This window comes from Cupriavidus oxalaticus (assembly GCF_016894385.1).
GTDB lineage: Bacteria > Pseudomonadota > Gammaproteobacteria > Burkholderiales > Burkholderiaceae > Cupriavidus > Cupriavidus oxalaticus.
Genome location: NZ_CP069811.1, coordinates 542,690 through 559,590 on the forward strand (window position 1 = coordinate 542,690; position 16,901 = coordinate 559,590).

At 68.2% G+C, this 16,901-nt stretch carries 16 protein-coding genes; 7 read left to right on the top strand and 9 right to left on the bottom strand.

Annotated elements, in window-relative coordinates:
- Positions 1–26: 26 nt before the first annotated feature.
- The 5 genes from dmpG to JTE92_RS02410 all read right to left on the bottom strand — a co-directional run bounded on the left by dmpG (position 27) and on the right by JTE92_RS02410 (position 5,345).
- The gene (dmpG, locus tag JTE92_RS02390; RefSeq protein WP_063239584.1) at positions 27–1,052 is read right to left on the bottom strand and encodes a 4-hydroxy-2-oxovalerate aldolase; all 1,026 of its coding nucleotides are present in this window, start codon (positions 1,050–1,052) and stop codon (positions 27–29) included.
- Between the two features lie 11 nt (positions 1,053–1,063).
- Entirely contained in the window at positions 1,064–1,963 is a 900-nt protein-coding gene (locus tag JTE92_RS02395) for an acetaldehyde dehydrogenase (acetylating) (protein WP_063239585.1), read from the bottom strand.
- Between the two features lie 59 nt (positions 1,964–2,022).
- Positions 2,023–2,805: a 2-oxopent-4-enoate hydratase gene (gene dmpE, locus JTE92_RS02400; RefSeq protein WP_063239656.1), complete on the bottom strand. Its 783-nt coding sequence runs from the start codon at positions 2,803–2,805 to the stop codon at positions 2,023–2,025.
- Between the two features lie 63 nt (positions 2,806–2,868).
- Positions 2,869–4,431 (bottom strand): DUF1302 domain-containing protein, encoded by a 1,563-nt coding sequence (locus JTE92_RS02405; protein ID WP_063239586.1) that lies wholly within the window; start codon positions 4,429–4,431, stop codon positions 2,869–2,871.
- A gap of 122 nt (positions 4,432–4,553) precedes the next feature.
- Positions 4,554–5,345 (bottom strand): SDR family oxidoreductase, encoded by a 792-nt coding sequence (locus JTE92_RS02410; protein ID WP_063239587.1) that lies wholly within the window; start codon positions 5,343–5,345, stop codon positions 4,554–4,556.
- Between the two features lie 127 nt (positions 5,346–5,472).
- On the opposite strand from JTE92_RS02410, the gene JTE92_RS02415 reads away from it, so the two are divergent.
- From JTE92_RS02415 to JTE92_RS02430, 4 genes are read left to right on the top strand one after another with little or no spacing between them, the layout of a single operon-like run.
- Complete coding sequence (locus JTE92_RS02415; protein ID WP_063239588.1) at positions 5,473–6,345, top strand: alpha/beta fold hydrolase; 873 nt, start codon at positions 5,473–5,475, stop codon at positions 6,343–6,345.
- A gap of 40 nt (positions 6,346–6,385) precedes the next feature.
- Positions 6,386–7,171 (top strand): SDR family NAD(P)-dependent oxidoreductase, encoded by a 786-nt coding sequence (locus tag JTE92_RS02420; RefSeq protein ID WP_063239589.1) that lies wholly within the window; start codon positions 6,386–6,388, stop codon positions 7,169–7,171.
- 17 nt (positions 7,172–7,188) lie between these two features.
- Complete coding sequence (locus JTE92_RS02425) at positions 7,189–7,566, top strand: nuclear transport factor 2 family protein (RefSeq protein WP_063239590.1); 378 nt, start codon at positions 7,189–7,191, stop codon at positions 7,564–7,566.
- Positions 7,567–7,586: 20 nt separating this feature from the next.
- Entirely contained in the window at positions 7,587–8,216 is a 630-nt protein-coding gene (locus tag JTE92_RS02430; protein WP_063239591.1) for a TetR/AcrR family transcriptional regulator, read from the top strand.
- A gap of 332 nt (positions 8,217–8,548) precedes the next feature.
- On the opposite strand, the gene JTE92_RS02435 is transcribed toward JTE92_RS02430, so the two are convergent.
- The 4 genes from JTE92_RS02435 to cysD form a co-directional block, all read right to left on the bottom strand.
- Positions 8,549–9,019, bottom strand: coding sequence for an SRPBCC domain-containing protein (locus JTE92_RS02435; protein WP_063239593.1), 471 nt, complete (start codon positions 9,017–9,019; stop codon positions 8,549–8,551).
- A gap of 357 nt (positions 9,020–9,376) precedes the next feature.
- Positions 9,377–10,516 carry a helix-turn-helix transcriptional regulator gene (locus JTE92_RS02440; protein WP_063239594.1) on the bottom strand — a complete coding sequence of 380 codons (1,140 nt, stop codon included), beginning with the start codon at positions 10,514–10,516 and terminating at the stop codon, positions 9,377–9,379.
- Between the two features lie 252 nt (positions 10,517–10,768).
- Positions 10,769–12,688, bottom strand: a complete 1,920-nt coding sequence (gene cysN / locus JTE92_RS02445) for a sulfate adenylyltransferase subunit CysN (protein ID WP_063239595.1) — start codon at positions 12,686–12,688, stop codon at positions 10,769–10,771.
- The gene (cysD, locus tag JTE92_RS02450) at positions 12,688–13,584 is read right to left on the bottom strand and encodes a sulfate adenylyltransferase subunit CysD (protein WP_063239596.1); all 897 of its coding nucleotides are present in this window, start codon (positions 13,582–13,584) and stop codon (positions 12,688–12,690) included. Before cysD ends, cysN begins: the two co-directional genes overlap by 1 nt.
- Positions 13,585–13,795: 211 nt before the next feature.
- Between cysD and JTE92_RS02455 the strand changes: the two genes are divergently transcribed.
- The 3 genes from JTE92_RS02455 to JTE92_RS02465 are packed head-to-tail and all read left to right on the top strand — an operon-like array spanning position 13,796 to position 16,892.
- Positions 13,796–14,905, top strand: a complete 1,110-nt coding sequence (locus JTE92_RS02455) for a DUF1214 domain-containing protein (RefSeq protein WP_063239597.1) — start codon at positions 13,796–13,798, stop codon at positions 14,903–14,905.
- On the top strand, positions 14,902–16,071 hold the full coding sequence (locus JTE92_RS02460; protein ID WP_063239598.1) for a sulfotransferase family protein: 1,170 nt from the start codon (positions 14,902–14,904) through the stop codon (positions 16,069–16,071). The genes JTE92_RS02455 and JTE92_RS02460 overlap by 4 nt, the downstream gene beginning before the upstream one ends.
- Positions 16,072–16,100: 29 nt before the next feature.
- A complete protein-coding gene (locus JTE92_RS02465) occupies positions 16,101–16,892 on the top strand; it encodes an SDR family oxidoreductase (protein ID WP_063239599.1) in 792 nt (263 codons plus the stop codon).
- Positions 16,893–16,901 lie beyond the last annotated feature (9 nt).

A 16,901-nucleotide genomic window follows, 5' to 3' on the forward strand; every position in this document is an offset into this window, starting at 1 on the left:
CCAGGGCGAGGCAACAAGCAGAAGTCCTATGCCGCGAGCAATCCCCGCGCGCGCGCCAGCGTGATCGCGGTGTCCTCGATCATGTCCTCCTGGCCGCCCACCAGGCGCTGCCGGCCCAGCTCGACCAGGATCTCGCGCGCGGGGATGCGGTACTTGGCCTCGGCGCGCTTGGCGAACAGCAGGAACGACGAATACACGCCGGCATAGCCCAGCGTCAGCGCGTCGCGGTCGATGCGGATGGGGTGGTCCATGATCGGCACGACCAGGTCCTCGGCCACATCGGCGATGCGGAACACATCGACGCCGGTCTCGATGCCCATGCGCTCGCACACGGCCACCAGCACCTCCATCGGCGTGTTGCCCGCGCCGGCGCCCAGTCCCGCGGCGGCGGCGTCGATGCGCGTGGCACCGGCGGCAATCGCGGCGAGCGAGTTGGCCACGCCCATGGCGAGGTTGTGGTGGCCGTGGAAGCCCAGTTCGGTTTCGGGACGCAGCGCCTGCCGCACGGCGCCCAGCTTTTCGGTGACGTCGTGCGGCAGCATGTGGCCAGCCGAGTCGGTGATGTACAGGCAGTTGGCGCCGTAGCGTTCCATCAGCAGCGCCTGCTGCACCAGTACTTCCACGGGCGCCATGTGCGCCATCATCAGGAAACCCACGGTATCCATGCCAAGCCGGCGCGCCATGCCGATATGCTGCTCGGACACGTCGGCCTCGGTGCAATGGGTGGCGACGCGGATGGTCTGCACGCCGATGTCGTGCGCCATGCGCAGATGGTCGACGGTGCCGATGCCGGGCAGCAGCAGCGCGGACACGCGTGCATGCTTCAGTTCGCCCAGCACTGCGCGCAGGTATTCTTCGTCGCTGTGCGCCGGAAAGCCGTAGTTGACCGAGGCGCCGCCCAGGCCATCGCCGTGGGTCACTTCGATCAGCGGCACGCCGGCGGCGTCCAGGCCGCGGGCGATGCCCTTCATCTGTTCCAGCGAGATCTGGTGGCGCTTCGGGTGCATGCCGTCGCGCAGGGTCATGTCGTGCAGGGTGATGCGTTGGCCCATGGCGTGGCTCCTCAGGCAGTGGTGGTGGCGGTGGACAGCATCGCGGCGGCGATGCACTCCGCGGTGCGGGCGGCGGAGGCGGTCATGATGTCGAGGTTGCCGGCGTACCTGGGCAGGTAGTCGCCCAGGCCCTCGACCTCCAGGAAGATCGAGACGCGCTTGCCGTCGAACACCGGGCCGTTCTTCAGCGTGTAGCCGGGCACGTACTTGCGCACCTCGGCGATCATGTCGTGTACCGACGCGGTAATCGCCGCGACGTCGGGCGCCTCGTCGGTCAGGCAGTGGATGGTGTCGCGCATGATCAGCGGCGGCTCGGCCGGGTTGATCACGATGATGGCCTTGCCCTGGCGCGCGCCGCCCACGGCTTCGATCGCACCCGCCGTGGTGCGCGTGAATTCGTCGATGTTGCGGCGCGTGCCGGGCCCCACCGAGCGCGACGACACCGTCGCCACGATCTCGCCATAGGCCACCGGCTGCACGCGCGACACCGCATGCACCATCGGAATGGTGGCCTGGCCGCCGCACGTGACCATGTTCACGTTCATCTCGTTGCTGCCGATGTGGGCCTCGAGGTTGACGGGCGGCACGCAGAACGGGCCGATCGCCGCCGGCGTCAGGTCGATCACGCGCACGCCGCGCGCCGTCAGCCTGGCCGAGTGCTCGGCGTGGACGTAGGCGGAGGTGGCATCGAAGGCAATGCGGATATCGTCGGCCTCCAGGTGCGGCAGCAGGCCGTCGATGCCGTCGCTGGTGGTCTTCAGGCCGAGTTCGCGCGCGCGCGCCAGGCCCTCGGATGACGGCTCCACGCCGACCATCCAGACCGGTTCCAGGATGTCGCTGCGGCGCAGCTTGTAGAGCAGGTCGGTGCCGATATTGCCGGGCCCGATCAGGGCGCATCGGATCTTGTTCATGGTGTCTCGCGTGGCAAGTGGAAGGAATCAGGAAGTCAGCAAGGGAGTCAGCAAGGGAATCAGCAAAACGCGACGCTGCAGCCGCCGATGCCGGTGATATGCATGGACAGCCGGTCGCCGGCCTGGACCGGGATCAGCGCCGCGAGCGAGCCCGACAGGATGGCCTCGCCGGCCAGCAGCGGGATGCCGAAGCTGCCCAGCATGTTGGCCAGCCAGGCCACCGCATCGGCGGGATGGCCGAGCGCGGCGCTGCCCAGGCCCGTGGCCACGCATTCGCCGTTCTTCTCCAGCGTCATCGCGCAGGCGGCCAGGTCGAGCGCGTGCGGGCTGACGCGCTCGCCGCCGAGCACGTAGACACCGCAGGAGGCGTTGTCGGCGACGGTGTCCTCGATGCGGATGCGCCAGTCGCGGATGCGCGAGTCGACGATCTCGAAGCACGCCGCCACCGACTCGGTCGCGTCGAGCACGTCCTCGCGCGTCACGCCCGGCCCGCGCAGCTCGCGCCGCAGGAAGAAGGCGATCTCGCCCTCGGCGCGCGGCTGGATCAGCGTGTGCGCCGGAATGGGCTGGCCCGCGGCGTAGTGCATGCTCTGCAAGAGGATGCCGAAGTCCGGCTGGTGCACATCGAGCATCTGCTGCACGGCCTGGCTGGTCACGCCGATCTTCTTGCCGGTGATGCGGTCGCCCGCGGCGAGCCGGTGGGCGATGAAGCCTTGCTGGATGCGGTAGGCGTCGCTGACATCGAGCTTGAGCCCGCGGCCGCTGAGCGGCGGCACGGGCGAGCGCGTAACGAGCGCGTGGTGGAGTTCGTGGCTGAGTGAGGCGATCTGGTCGGCGTGCATGGCGATGCGGAGCGGTTGCGCTGCCACGGCAACGTGCCGCGGCAGCTCGGGGCGAAGCAGGCGTCAGAACGAGTACTTGGCGTTGAAGGCCACGTAGTCGCGGTCCGCCAGCGGACGGTTGGTGATGCTCGGCCCGCCGATAAACGCGGCGTAGGTCAGGTTGAGCTCCAGGTTGTTCAGGTACTTGAAGGTCACCCCAACGCTGGCGCGCCGGTCGCCATAGCCCATCAGCGTGCCGAAGGCGCCGGCCACCGCCGAGCGGCCGCTGAACTGGTGCGCGTAGGTCAGCGGCACGGTCATGTCCCAGCCATCGAACACGTTGTTGTAGGTCAGCGACCAGCCCAGCTGGAACGCCGCCGAGTTGCGCGTGTTGGTCAGCTGGCTGAAGCCCATCACCGGATCGACGCTCAGCACGTGCAGGTAAGCGATTTCACCGAGCAGCGTCTGCGAGTTGGCGAGGAAGGTGGGCCCCACCGAGTAGATCGCGGACAGCTGCCCCTGCAGCGCCTTGCCGCGCGAGGCCGTGGGCGAGCCGGCCACGTCCACCAGCATCGGGATGCCGTCCTTGTAGCTGACCTCGCCGGCGATGTTGGCGCCGAGCACCTGCGTGGAGAAGCTGGCGCCGGTCAGGTTGATGCCGCCGAAGAACTTCTCCTGGTATTGCAGCGTGGGGAACAGCGAGGTCACCACGCTCGGGTTCTTGTCGTGGTAGCGCAGCTGGTAGAGGCCGAGTTCGGTGCCTTCGAACACGCGCCAGCGCGCGCCCACGCCCCACTGTCCCCAGTCTGACGGGCGGATGTCCGGCCCGCGCGGGATGCGGAAGCCGGGCCCGATGATGAACTCCGCGCCCGGGCCGACCACGTCGCTGGTGCTGAAATAGCTGCCCGGCGCCGACAGCTGGTTCGGCTTGAAGGTGAACTGGTAATAGCCCACCAGGCTGAACGACGGCGTCACCTGCAGCTGCAGCGAGGCCTGCGGCACCGGCAGCAGGATGTCCTTGACCTCGGCGCCCGGCACGAAGGCCTTGGTGGCATCCGCAGGCCCCTGCGCACCCGCGATATTCGCGAAGAACAGGCTCTCGCCCCATGCCACCACCTGGTTACCCAGCTTGAAGCTCAGCTGGGTGCCGCCAATCGGCGTGGTGCCGTAGACATAGGCATCGAGCAGCTGGGCGCGATGCTCATGGTAGTCCTGCGCCGATTCCGTGAACTGGTTGAACGGGCCGCTGTGGTTGACCGTGAACGGCGCATTGTTCGAGTTGGTGCCGCGGTAGGCCCAGTCGTAGAACACGCTGCCGCGCAGCAGCGCGCCGAAGGCGCCGTGGCGCAGGTGGGCCTCGCCCAGCAGCGACACGCGGTTGGCGATCATGTCGCCGGGCTTGAAGTTGCGGTCGCCGTCGTCGCCGTTGATATTCGCCGGGCTCAGCAGCGTGTCGCTGCGGTGGCCGGTGCGCACCGCTGCGCCGTAGGACGCCGTGACGCTGTAGTCGAGCGTGGTATCGCGGCCGAAGTCGATCGTGTCGCCGGCCTGTGCCGACGGCGCCAGCAGCGTGGCCAGTGCGGCCGCGGCGGCGATCGGCCGCAGCCGGCTGCGGCGCTTCACGGGGCCGCGTGGTGGTTGGTGCATGGTGGTCTCCCCTTGGTTTCGGTGGTGGTGCATGGCCTGGCACTTCGAATGGCGCGCATCTGGCCGCAAGCGTAGAGAGGGGGAGACCTGCACAAATCGGCAGAACGGACTAGGCGGATTCCCTACTCAGTGCGGTTCAGCGACGCGGCGTCGAGAAAGGCCGGACGTTCGCCGCCGCCATCGATCACGAGGTTGGCGCCGGACACATACGACGCCTGCGGCGAAGCCAGGAACAGACATGCATTGGCGATGTCATCGGGCTGTGCCAGGCGGCCCAGCGGCACTGTCGCGGCCATCGCGCGCAGTGCCTCGGGGTCGCCGTAGTGCTGGTCGCGCGAGGTGTCGGTCAGCACCATGCCCGGACTGACCGCGGCAACGCGCACGCGCGGCGCCCATTCCACCGCGAGGGTGCGCACCGCATTGAGGATGCCGGCCTTGGCGGCGCCATAGGCCGCGGTGCCGGGCGAGGGCCGCAGCGCGCTGACGCTGCCGACAAACAACTGCGTGCCGCCGCCGGGCTGCCGCTGCATGCGGGCATTGACACGCTGCGCCAGTTGCAGCGGTGCCACCAGGTTCAGCCGGATCACCGATTCCAGCAGCCGTGGCGAGGCTTCGGCGACCAGGGCGTACGGCGAGCCGCCGGCGTTGTGGATCACGACGTCCAGCGTGGGGCTGGCCTGCGCAATCTCGGCCAGCATGGCATCGGCCTGTTCGAGGTCGCGTATGTCCGCGGCGATGAAGCGGGCGCTGCGCCCGTCTGCGCTCGGCAGTTCGCCGTCGTGCGCGGGCGCGGTGCGTCCGCACACGAAGACCTGCGCGCCGGCGCGCAGGAAAGCCTCGCCGATGGCGCGGCCGATGCCGCGCATGCCGCCGGTCACCAGCACGGCCTGGCCGGTGTAGTCGAATCCTGTCATGGGTCCCCCTGATGCATGGAGGGCCCATCGTAGGAGAAGTGGCCGGATCGCTCGTAGTCCGAATGAACGATGCCCGGCAGGCCATGGCTGCGCAATATCGCTGGACGATTCCACGGGAGACGCTTTCATGTCCGCTACGCCACAGCAACCGCCTTCATCCCTGCATCCCAACCTGCCGGTCGGGCGCTTCGTCACCATGTCCGGGGGCCTGCGGCTGCACTGCCTGGACGCGGGCAGCGGCGAACCCGTGGTCTTTATCCACGGCAGCGGCCCGGGCGCGAGCGGGCACAGCAACTTCCGCTTCAACGTGCCGGCCTTCGCCGCGGCGGGCTTCCGTACCGTGGTGGTGGACCTGCCCGGCTATGGCTTGTCGTCCAAGCCGGATGACGTCGAATACACGCTGGATTTTTTTGTCGCCGCGCTGCGCGAGCAGCTGGTGGCACTGGAGCTGCCGCGCTGCGTATTGGTCGGCAATTCGCTCGGCGGCGCGATTGCGCTGAAGTACGCGCTGGACTATCCCGAGCATGTGAGCCGGCTGGTCATGATGGCCCCGGGCGGCGTGGAAGAGCGCGAGACCTACTTCCAGATGGAAGGCATCCAGCGCATGGTGTCGCTGTTCACCGGCGGGCACATGAATCCGGACACCATGCGGCAGCTGCTGCAATTGCTGGTGCATGACGCCAGCCTGGTCACCGACGCGCTGGTGGACGAGCGCATGGCGGTGTGCCGCGAGCAGCCGCGCGAGGTGCTGGCCACCATGAGCGTGCCCAACCTGACCGCGCGGCTGGGCGAGATCGCATGCCCGGTGCTCGGCTTCTGGGGCATGGAGGACCAGTTCAATCCTGCTTCGGGCGCGATGAAGTTCCTCGGCGGCTGCGCCGATGCGCGCTTTGTCATGATCAACCGCTGCGGCCACTGGGTGATGGTCGAGCATGCCGCATATTTCAATCGCGAATGCCTCGGCTTCCTCGCCGATACCGCGCCGGCCGTCGCGGCATAATTGGCGCCCATACCCATACAACGACACCCGAGGAGACACCATGGAATACCCGTATAGCCTGTTCGACCTGCGCGGCAAGGTAGCCGCCATCACCGGCGCCGCGCGCGGCATCGGCGCGGAAACCGCCCGTGTGCTGGCGGCCGCCGGCGCGAAGGTGGCCGTGCTCGATGTGCTGGAAGCGGACGGCAAGGCCACCGCCGAGGCCATCTGCGGCGCGGGCGGCGAGGCCGCGTTCTGGCAGCTCGACGTCACCAGCGAAAGCGACGTGGCACGCGTGCTGGATGCGGTGGCGGCGCGCTTCGGCGGGCTGGACATCCTCGTCAACAACGCCGGCATCGAAGGCCCGAACGAACCGACCCACCAGGTGGCGCTGGAGCAATGGCAGAAGGTGATGGCGGTGAACGTGACCGGCACCTTCCTGTGCACCAAGCATGCCATTGCGCACATGGAGCGCGCCGGCAGCGGCGCCATCGTCAACGTGTCGTCGATGTATGGCATTGCCGCGGGGCCGGACGTGCCGCCCTACCATGCATCCAAGGCCGCGGTGCGGATGATGGCCAAGACCGATGCCATGCTCTATGCGGCCAAGGGGATTCGCGCCAACTCTATCCATCCCGGCTATATCCGCACGCCAATGCTCGAGCACGTGGCCCAGGTCTCGGGGCAGGGCGAGGCGCTGTTCGGCTACCTCGGCAGCCAGACGCCGATGGGCAAGGTCGGGCAGCCGCGCGACATCGCGGCGGGCATCCTGTACCTGGTCTCCGATGCCGGACGCTATGTCACCGGCGCCGAGCTGGTGATCGACGGCGGCTACACCGCACGCTGACGGACAAGGAGAGCACGATGCCCGATAGCGCCGCGATGAAAGCCACGCTGCTTGCCTATGTCGAACGCTTCAATGCCGGCGATGCCGAAGGTGTCGCCGCGCTCTACGCGGACGATGCCACGGTGGAAGACCCGGTCGGCGCGCAGCCGCTTGCCGGCAAGCCGGCCATCCTTGCCTTCTACCAGCACGCCACCTCGCTCGGCGCCCGCCTGGAGGTGGTGGCGCCGCCGCGCGGTTCGCACGGCAACGCCGCCGCGCTGACCTTTGCAGTGCATGCGCGCCTGGAGGGGAAGCCGGCACGCATCGACGTGACCGACATCATGACGTTCGGCGCGGACGGGCGCATCCAGGGCATGCGCGCCCACTGGGGGCCGGACGACGTGCATTTCGTGTAAGAACGGCGGCAACCGCAGCGATGGTCCGGCGTAGCCGCGACGATGCTGTTGCCACGCGCGGGCGCATTCTTGCCAGCGCGCAGCAGCTGATGCGCCAGCGCGGCGTGCACTGCGTCACGCTGGAGGATGTGGCCCGCGCCATCGGCATGACGCGCGGGGCGGTGTATGCCCATTTCCGCTCGCGCGCCGCATTGATGGGGGCGCTGCTGTCCTGTGCCGAAGCGGATCTTGCCGACCGGCTCGCGCCGCTTGCTGCCCGGCACCACGCCGGCGCGGCCACGGACATGCTGGAGCCCGCGCTTGCCGCATTGCTCGATGACGACGGCATGGCACGCCATGTCAGCCTGCTGGCGTTCCTGCTGCAGCACAAGTGCGGCACCGCCTGCGAGCTGTGTCCGCTGCGCGCGCGCGTGTTGCGGGGTGCCGATACCTTGCGCAACGCGCTGGCGGTCCGGATGGCCGAGCCAGCACAGGCCGGCCTGCTGGTCGCGCACCTGTGGGGCTTGCTGAGTGCCCATGCGCTGCAGCTGGCGCCGTCCGGCTTGTCCGGGTGCGCGGCATCGCTGGCGCGGCTGTATGCCGCGCCGGGTATGCAACGCGGTGCATGGCATGGCGCCGGCGCTCCGGCATTTCCTCGGGATACCCCCTAGTCTGCTCGGACGAAGAGCCGGCGGCGGGCGCCGCCTACGATGCTGTCAAAGGACCCGGAAAGGGTGCGGAGGAGACAGCGATGAAGCGGCTCGGATTTCGTTGGGCGGCCGGGCTGGCCGCGGTGGGGGGCGGCCTGGCCGCGGCCTGGGTGCTTGCCGGCGGGAATGGGGTCGCCGTGGCGTACGGCGGTCATGATGAAGTCCGTGCGGCCGACACGGGTCCGGATGGGTGTGATGCTGCCTGCGTGCGCAGCCGGGGCGCTGCGGCCATGGTGATACTTGGCCAGCGCCCGCCGCAATGACGGCGGCGGGGCTGTCTTCCACGCCGTCGGTCAGCGCTGACGCTGCGCGTGCAGCGCTTCAGCGCGCGCCTTGACGTCTCTTGCAACCTGGTCGAAGCCCTGTTTTACCCAGGCGCCGTGTTCGCGCATGATGGTTTCGGCGTTCAGGCCCAGGAACAGGTCGGTGGTGAAGTAGCGGGTGCGGGCGGGGGCGATTGCTTCGATGTACTGGTCGCGGCGGGCGGCGTCCTTGTTTGCGTCCGTGGGACGTTGCTCCCACGACAGCAGGCGTTCCGGTTCCCACGCCACGAGGTATTCGTTGACCGGGATGATCTGGCCGGTGCCAGGGATGCGGACTTGCATGTGGACCATGTCGCCAAGCTTCGCTGTTGTTTCCAGGCCGGGGCAGAAGGTGTTCCATTCCGCGTAGCGGGGGAAGTCGGTCAGGACTTCCCATACCAGGGAGGCGGGGGCTTCGATTTCCACGGTGATCGAGGTGACCAGGTTTTCTGGCTTGGCCATGTTGTCGTCTCCTTTCATTTCTTTGTTTGGGAATCCAACACTAGGGCTGGGCTGTGCGGGGCGCATACCCTGAATGGACGAGTCTGGGTGGACGATGATGATGGTGATTGAACGAGCCCAAAGCTGTGGGTGGCCCCTGCCGCGGGCGGCAACGTAGGAACGCCTGCGGCTGCGCTGCGCGCCGGCAGTATCTCAGGTCAGGGGCCCTGGCACAGAACGCGTCGCTGCGCTCGCCTGGCGCTATCGCCGGTGTGTTTGCTCCCCTCTCCCGCTTGCGGGAGAGGGGGCCGGGGGAGAGGACCGGCGCTGCGACGGAGTGCCACGCGCTACCGTATGTAGCGGGTCTTTCCGGGCGCCTCACCCCATCCCCACCACACTAGACAACAGCATCTTCACCAACACCGCCTGCCTGGTCGCCCCGGTCTTGGCAAAGATCCCCCGCAGGTGCGCGCGTACCGTGTTCTTCTTCACGCCGAGCCTGACTGCCGCTTCATCCAGCGTCAGCCCATCGACCATCAGCAAGGCCAGCTCGATCTCTGTCGGCGTCAGGTGGAACAGCTTGCGCAGGCTGGCGTGCGTGTTGCGCGGCGACCCGGCCGGGTCGCGGATGAATACCGCGACCGCGGGGCGGCGGGCCTTGTCTTCGGTGCGGTAGCTGAGCGGAATGGGCCGCACCAGCACGCTCAGCGGCGTGGCCGCCGCGGGACGGCTGAGCAGCGTGACTTCGCTGCGCGAGGTGGCCAGTGCGTGGGCCTGCGCAGCGTCTTCGAGGATCTTGCGGAAGCGGCGGTTTTCCACCGGGCAGTGTGCGTGCAGCGTGCCGTCCGACAGATAGAGACCGTCGCGTGCCTGCAGCAGGCGCCTGGCGACGTCGTTGCTGCGGATGGCCTTGCCGTGCTCGTCGAGGATGATGGTGCCGACCAGCAGCCGGTCCACGGCTTCCGCGTACAGGGCGCGCTCGGATTGCAGCAGGTCGAGCGCGGCATGCAGGTCGACCGCGCGCTTCAGGTGCGGCAGCAGGCCTTGCAGCAGTGCCTTCTCGATGGCGCCGAAATCCTGGCCCGCCTCGCCGCGGCTGATGAACAGGGCGCATTCCACGCCGTCGGCGGTGACGAGATTGGCGGCGAGGATATAGCGCAGGCGCAGCGGCGCCAGGTACTGGGTATAGAACGGGTGGGCCAGCCATCCGGCTTCGCCGAACAGTTCATCGGCGCTGAAGAGGCGGTCGGGATGCAGGTCGAGGAAGGGACACAGCGCGTAGTACTGCTCGCTGTACGAGGGCTCGCCCGGCAGGTGCGGGCCGTAGGCGGAGGCATTGACGATCAGGCCCGGGCGGTCGGTGGCGGGATGGCGCAGCACCAGCGTGACGAACACGGCGTCGAGGCGCTGGCGCACGGTTTCAAGGAAGCCGGCCCAGGGCACGGCTTCGGTGGGGCCCTGGTAGAGCTGGGCGAGCAGGGCGCTGAGTTCGGCGGCCTGGAGGGGGGCTGACGGCATCGTGGCGGTGCGACGGTTTGCTCCCCTCTCCCGCTTGCGGGAGAGGGGCCGGGGGTGAGGGCTGGCGCATGGCAAGCATGACAGCGCCTCACTTCGTGGAAGCGCCGGCCCTCACCCCCACCCCTCTCCCACTACGCGGGAGAGGGGGGCGCATGTGTCGGACGGTGGCGAGCATCAATGCTTTCGCATACCGGCTGTTCGCTCCCGTTTCCATCGTATCGATACCGTTCACCACCTCATCGTCCATTCAGCCTAAGGCCTGTCCCGCAGCCACGCCACGACTCGCTCGGCCGCCTGCTCCGCCGTGTCGGCGGTGGTGTCGATGCGCAACTCGGGCCGGTCGGGCGCCTCGTACGGCGAATCGATGCCGGTGAAGTTCTTCAGCTCGCCGCGCCGCGCCTTGCGGTACAGGCCCTTGGGATCGCGCTGCTCGGCCACCGCCAGCGGCGTATCGATGAAGACCTCGACGAATTCCCCGTCGCCTGCCAGCGTGCGCGCCATCTCGCGCTCGGAGCGGAACGGCGAGATGAACGACACCAGCACGATCAGCCCCGCATCGAGCATCAGCCTTGCCACTTCAGCCACGCGCCGGATGTTCTCGACGCGGTCGGCCTCGGAGAAGCCCAGGTCCTTGTTCAGCCCATGGCGCACGTTGTCGCCGTCGAGCAGATAGGTGTGGTGGCCGAGCGCATGCAGGCGCTTTTCCACCAGGTTGGCGATGGTGGACTTGCCCGCGCCGGACAGCCCGGTGAACCAGACGATGCGCGGCGACTGGTGCTTGAGCGCGGCGTGGGCGCGGCGGTCTACGTCGATCGCCTGCCAGTGGACGTTCTGCGCCCGGCGCAGCGCAAAGTGCAGCATGCCGGCGCCGACCGTGTTGTTGGTCAGGCGGTCGATGATGATGAAGCCGCCCAGCTCGCGGCTGCGCGCATAGGGGTCGAACGCCACCGGCCGGTCCAGGTGCAGGTTGCACACCCCGATCTCGTTGAGTTCCAGCGTGCGCGCGGCCAGGTGCTCGAGCGTGTTGACGTTGACCTTGTACTTGGGCTGCGCGACCGTCACGCCCACGGTGCGCGTGCCGAGCTTGAGCAGGTAGGGGCGGCCGGGCAGCATCGCATCCTCGCTCATCCACACCAGCGTGGCTTCGAACTGGTCGGCTACCGCGGGCGGGTCTTCCGCGCACGCGAGCACGTCGCCGCGGCTCACGTCGATCTCCTCGGCCAGCGTCAGCGTCACCGCCTGGCCGCGTAGCGCATGCTCGCATTCGCCATTGGCGCCGACGATGGCGGTCACGCGGCTTTCGCGGCCCGAGGGCAGCGCGCGCACCCGGTCGCCGCGGCGGATTTCGCCGGCGCTGACGGTGCCGGCGAAGCCGCGGAAATCCAGGTTGGGCCGGTTGACCCACTGCACCGGCAGCCGGAACGACTCGTCCTGCACGGGTGCGCTGTCGATCGGCACGGTTTCCAGGTGCTGCATCAGCGTCGGGCCCTGGTACCACGGCGTGTTGGCGCTGGGCGCGGTGATGTTGTCCCCGCGCAGCGCCGACATCGGGATGCAGGTGATATCGGCCAGCCCGATCTGGCGTGCGAATTCGCGGTACTCGGTTTCGATGCGCGTATAGACCTCGCGCGAATAGTCCACCATGTCGAGCTTGTTGACCGCCAGCACCACGCGGCGGATGCCCAGCGTGGACACCAGGTAGCTGTGCCGGCGCGTCTGCGTCTGCACGCCGCGGCGCGCGTCCACCAGCAGGATGGCCAGGTCGGCGGTGGACGCGCCCGTGACCATGTTGCGGGTGTACTGCTCGTGCCCCGGCGTGTCGGCGACGATGAACTTGCGCTTGTCGGTGGCAAAGAAGCGGTAGGCCACGTCGATGGTGATGCCCTGTTCGCGCTCGGCGGCCAGGCCGTCCACCAGCAGCGCGAAGTCGAGGCTGTCGCCCTGCGTGCCCATCTTCTTCGAGTCGGCCTCGAGTTGCGCCAGCTGGTCCTCGAACAGCATCTTCGACTCATACAGCAGCCGGCCGATCAGCGTGCTTTTGCCGTCGTCGACGCTGCCGCAGGTGATGAAGCGCAGCAGGCCCTTGCTCTGCTGCGCACGCAGGTAGTGAGCGATGTCGTCATGCGCCGCTTCTGGCACCAGTTCCGGTGCGGTGTCGATCAGGGTTTCCATCAGAAATATCCCTCCTGCTTCTTCTTCTCCATCGAACCGGCCGAATCGCTGTCGATCAGCCGTCCCTGGCGCTCCGACGTGGTCGCCAGCAGCATTTCCTGGATGATGCCGCCGAGCGTGTCGGCCTCGCTCTCGATCGCGCCGGTGAGCGGGTAGCAGCCCAGCGTGCGGAAGCGGACCTTGCGCATCCGCGGCGTTTCGCCGGGGCGCAGCGGCAGGCGCTCGTCGTCGACCATGATCAGCGTGCCGTCGCGCTCGACTACCGGACGCTCCCTGGCAAAGTAGAGCGGCACGATCGGGATGTCGTTGAGGTAGATGTATTGCCAGATATCGAGCTCGGTCCAGTTCGACAGCGGAAACACGCGCAGGCTCTCGCCTTTGCGCTTGCGGGTGTTGTACTGGCGCCAGAGTTCGGGGCGCTGCATCTTCGGGTCCCAGCGGTGCTGGGCGGTGCGCACCGAGAACACCCGCTCCTTGGCGCGCGACTTTTCCTCGTCGCGGCGCGCGCCGCCGAAAGCGGCGTCAAAGCCGTAGTGGTCCAGCGCCTGCTTCAGGCCCTGCGTTTTCCATACGTCGGTGTGGACGGCCGAGCCGTGCTCGTGAGGGCTGATATTGCGCTCCACCCCTTCGGGGTTGATATGCACGCGCAGGTCCAGGCCGAGCCGGTCGGCGGTCTGGTCGCGGAACGCGATCATCTCGCGGAATTTCCACGTGGTATCGACATGCAGCAGCGGGAACGGCGGCCGCGCGGGATGGAAGGCCTTCATCGCAAGGTGCAGCATCACGGCGCTGTCCTTGCCGATGGAATAGAGCATGACGGGGTTTTCGCATTCCGCCACCACCTCCCGCATGATGTGGATGCTCTCCGCCTCCAGTTGCTCCAGGTGGGTCAACATCGGGTTCTCCTCTTGGTTTGCCGGCCCATGCACGGATCTCGCGGTGGCCTGGCATGGCCACAAGGTAGCGAGCCGGGGCCCCGCGCCACTTCGTCCGGGCGGACTAGGAAATCGCGGGCCGCGGCATGCAATTCCTAGTCCGCCCGGACGAGGAAGCGCTGGGCCTGCACTGGGTATCGTTGCTTCGCCGACGAACCACGGGAGCAGGCAGATGGCGACCTCCGCCGAAGACCAATTGCTGAGCGGCCACACCTGGGCCGAGTTTTGCGAAGTGCTCAAGCGCAGCGGGCAGCAGATCCTGCGCCCCGAAGCGCCGACCGACGCGCTCACGCGCGCCGAGGGCTTCCGCTACCTGAGCCGCTTGCTGCGCATTGCGCTGGAGATGCATGTGGAGTTCGCCGATCCGGCGTTTCCCGGCTTCTTCTCGCCGTCGCACGAGACCGCCAAGATCGGCGCGGACAATCCGGACAACCTGTACCGCTACGCGCGCCTGGACGGCAATGCGGCGTACCGCATCCGCGGCCGGCGCGGCACGGTGGCGTACCTCAGCTTCGGCACGCAGAAGGGTGGCTACGAAACCGATGGACGCATGGTCCAGACCGGCTTTATCGACAGCAGCCAGCTGGCGGTGGCGGCGGACGGCAGCTTCGAGATCGTCCTCGGCGCTCAGCCGCAGCAGGGCAACTGGGTGCGCATGGAGCCGGCCACCAATGCGCTGGTGGTGCGCCAGACCTTCCTCGACCGCAAGGCAGAGATCCCGGCCGAACTGCATATCGAACGCGTTGACGGCAACGGCAAGCCGCCCGCGCTGAGCGCCGAGCGCCTGCACGGCGGCCTGCTGCGCGCCGCCGGCTTTGTCGAAAGCACCGCGCGCATCTTTGCCGACTGGGCCAGGGGCTACGGTGGCCACGTCAACGCCCTGCCGCCCGCGGACCAGGCCGTGTGCCAGGCGGCGGGCGGCGATCCCAACATCTTCTACTACCACTCCTGCTGGCAGCTCGCGGATGACGAGGCGCTGGTGGTCGAGGTCGACCGGGTGCCGGACTGCGAGTTCTGGAACTTCCAGATCAACAACTACTGGATGGAGTCGCTCGACTACCGCTACCACGACATCTGCATCAACAAGCACGGCGCCCGGCTCGATGCCGGTGGCGGCGTCACCGTCATCCTCAGTGCGGGCGATCCGGGCCTGTCCAACTGGCTGGAGACCGCCGGCCATCGCAACGGCACCATGTGCTGGCGCTGGGTGGGCGCGGCGCAGCCGGCGCATCCGCGCACGCGCGTGGTCAAGCTCGCATCGCTCAGGGAGAACAACGCATGAATGGCATCAACGTGAAGGGCCTGCTTGCGCAGGCGAGCGAGCAGGCCGGCGGCCTGGCCGACTTCGGCCCGGGCAACTACCGCGAGGCCCTGGACGTGCTGTCCGATTCGCTGGCACGCGAGGCCGGCCTCTCGCAGCAAGGCGAGCAACTGCTGCAAGCCAAGCTGCAGGCCCAGCTGGTGAACCGGCTGGTGATCCAGGACTACTGCCGGCGCCATCCGGGGATCCTGCAGGAGCGCGTGGAAGACCCGCTGGTCATCGTCGGGCTGCCGCGCACCGGCACCACGCTGCTGCAGCGCATGCTGGCTACCGACGCGCGCTTCTGCTCGGCGGCGTGGTGGGAAACCCGCTACCCCGCGCCGCTGCCCGGCGAGGACGTGCGCGATGCCAGCCGGCGCATTGCGCTGGCGCGCGACGAAGTGGCGCAGATGATCCGCTTCATCCCGGACATCCTCGCCATCCATCCGCTCGACGCCATGGCCGCCGACGAGGAATTCATGCTGATGGAGCATTCATTCCTGTGCGCAATGGACTCCTACGCCAACGTGCCCGGCTACACCGGCTGGCTGGCGTGCCAGGACCGCACCGAGGTCTACGACTACCTGAAGACCATACTGCAGTTCCTGCAGTGGCAGAAGCGCCAGCGCGGCGAGGGGACCGCGCAGCGCTGGGTGCTGAAGACCCCGCAGCATTTGCATACGCTGGAAGTCCTGTTCCGGGTGTTCCCGGGCGCGCAGGTGGTGCTGACCCACCGCGATCCGGTCCAGACCATCCCGTCGATGGCCAGCATGGCGCATACGTTGTGGAAGATGTACGCCGATGCGCCGGATCCGGTCGCGGTAGGCCGCCAATGGAGCGAACAGATGCGGCGCGGCACCGATCACGCCATGGCCGTGCGCGACGCCATGCCCGCCGGCCGCTTCCTCGACGTGCGTTTCGAGGATACGGTGCGCGATCCCTTCGGCGTGGCGCAGGCGGTCTATCGCTTCGCCGGCATGCCGCTGACCGAGGCCGCGCGCGCCGGCATGTGGGCATGGATGGAAAGCAATCCGCGCAACCGGCGCGCGGCGCACGCCTATACGCCCGAGCAGTTCGGGCTGAGCCAGGCACAGCTGGCACGCGATTTCGCCGGCTATCGCGCACGCCATGTGCTGAGCCGCGACTGATACCGAAAACACACCGAGGAGACATCCACATGCTGCTGAAAGACAAGATCGTGATCGTATCGGGCATCGGCCCGGGTCTGGGCATCAAGCTGGCGGTAGAGGCCGCGCGCGAGGGCGCCCGCGCCGTTGCCATCGCCGCGCGCACCGCCGCGAAGCTGGACGAGGCCCAGGCCCGCATCGATGCACTGGGCGCCGACTGTGAAGTGCTGAAGGTGGTGACCGACATCACCGACCGCGCCCAGTCCCGCCATCTCGCCAGCGAGACCGTGCGCCGCTTCGGCCGCATCGACGCGCTGGTCAACAGCGCCTTCCAGCACGGCAATTTCCCCGAGCCGGTGGAAGCAGCCGACCTGGACGTCTGGCGCCAGGTGTTCGACACCAATGTCTTCGGCACCATGACGCTGACGCAGGAGGTGGCCGCGCTGATGAAGCCGCAGGGCGGCGGCGCCATCGTGATGATCAACACCCAGGCCACGCGCAAGCCGATGCCCGGCGAATCGGGCTACGCCGCCTCAAAGGGCGCGCTGGCGGTGGCGGTCAAGTACCTGGCGCGAGAGCTGGGGCCGCATGGCATCCGCGCCAACAGCATCTTCATGGGCTGGATGTGGGGCGCGCCGGTGCAGGGCTATGTGCGCCACGCCGCGGCCGAACAGGGGGTCGCCGAGGACGCTATCATCGCACCGGTGGCCGCGCAGATCGCGCTGGGCCGGATGCCGACCGACGACGACTGCGCGCGCGCGGCGCTGTTCCTGGTGTCGGACTACGCCCGTGCGATCACCGGGGCCTCGCTGGATGCCAACGGTGGCGACTTCATGCCCTGATCACCGACC

Coding starts and splice junctions, on each gene's coding strand:
- JTE92_RS02415 (WP_063239588.1), top strand. CDS start 5,473: ATGTCCGCTACGCCACAGCAACCGCCTTCATCCCTGCATCCCAACCTG.
- JTE92_RS02460 (WP_063239598.1), top strand. CDS start 14,902: ATGAATGGCATCAACGTGAAGGGCCTGCTTGCGCAGGCGAGCGAGCAG.
- JTE92_RS02455 (WP_063239597.1), top strand. CDS start 13,796: ATGGCGACCTCCGCCGAAGACCAATTGCTGAGCGGCCACACCTGGGCC.
- JTE92_RS02435 (WP_063239593.1), bottom strand. CDS start 9,019: ATGGCCAAGCCAGAAAACCTGGTCACCTCGATCACCGTGGAAATCGAA.
- dmpG (WP_063239584.1), bottom strand. CDS start 1,052: ATGGGCCAACGCATCACCCTGCACGACATGACCCTGCGCGACGGCATG.
- cysD (WP_063239596.1), bottom strand. CDS start 13,584: ATGTTGACCCACCTGGAGCAACTGGAGGCGGAGAGCATCCACATCATG.
- JTE92_RS02425 (WP_063239590.1), top strand. CDS start 7,189: ATGCCCGATAGCGCCGCGATGAAAGCCACGCTGCTTGCCTATGTCGAA.
- dmpE (WP_063239656.1), bottom strand. CDS start 2,805: ATGCACGCCGACCAGATCGCCTCACTCAGCCACGAACTCCACCACGCG.
- JTE92_RS02465 (WP_063239599.1), top strand. CDS start 16,101: ATGCTGCTGAAAGACAAGATCGTGATCGTATCGGGCATCGGCCCGGGT.
- JTE92_RS02430 (WP_063239591.1), top strand. CDS start 7,587: ATGGTCCGGCGTAGCCGCGACGATGCTGTTGCCACGCGCGGGCGCATT.
- cysN (WP_063239595.1), bottom strand. CDS start 12,688: ATGGAAACCCTGATCGACACCGCACCGGAACTGGTGCCAGAAGCGGCG.
- JTE92_RS02395 (WP_063239585.1), bottom strand. CDS start 1,963: ATGAACAAGATCCGATGCGCCCTGATCGGGCCCGGCAATATCGGCACC.
- JTE92_RS02420 (WP_063239589.1), top strand. CDS start 6,386: ATGGAATACCCGTATAGCCTGTTCGACCTGCGCGGCAAGGTAGCCGCC.
- JTE92_RS02405 (WP_063239586.1), bottom strand. CDS start 4,431: ATGCACCAACCACCACGCGGCCCCGTGAAGCGCCGCAGCCGGCTGCGG.
- JTE92_RS02440 (WP_063239594.1), bottom strand. CDS start 10,516: ATGCCGTCAGCCCCCCTCCAGGCCGCCGAACTCAGCGCCCTGCTCGCC.
- JTE92_RS02410 (WP_063239587.1), bottom strand. CDS start 5,345: ATGACAGGATTCGACTACACCGGCCAGGCCGTGCTGGTGACCGGCGGC.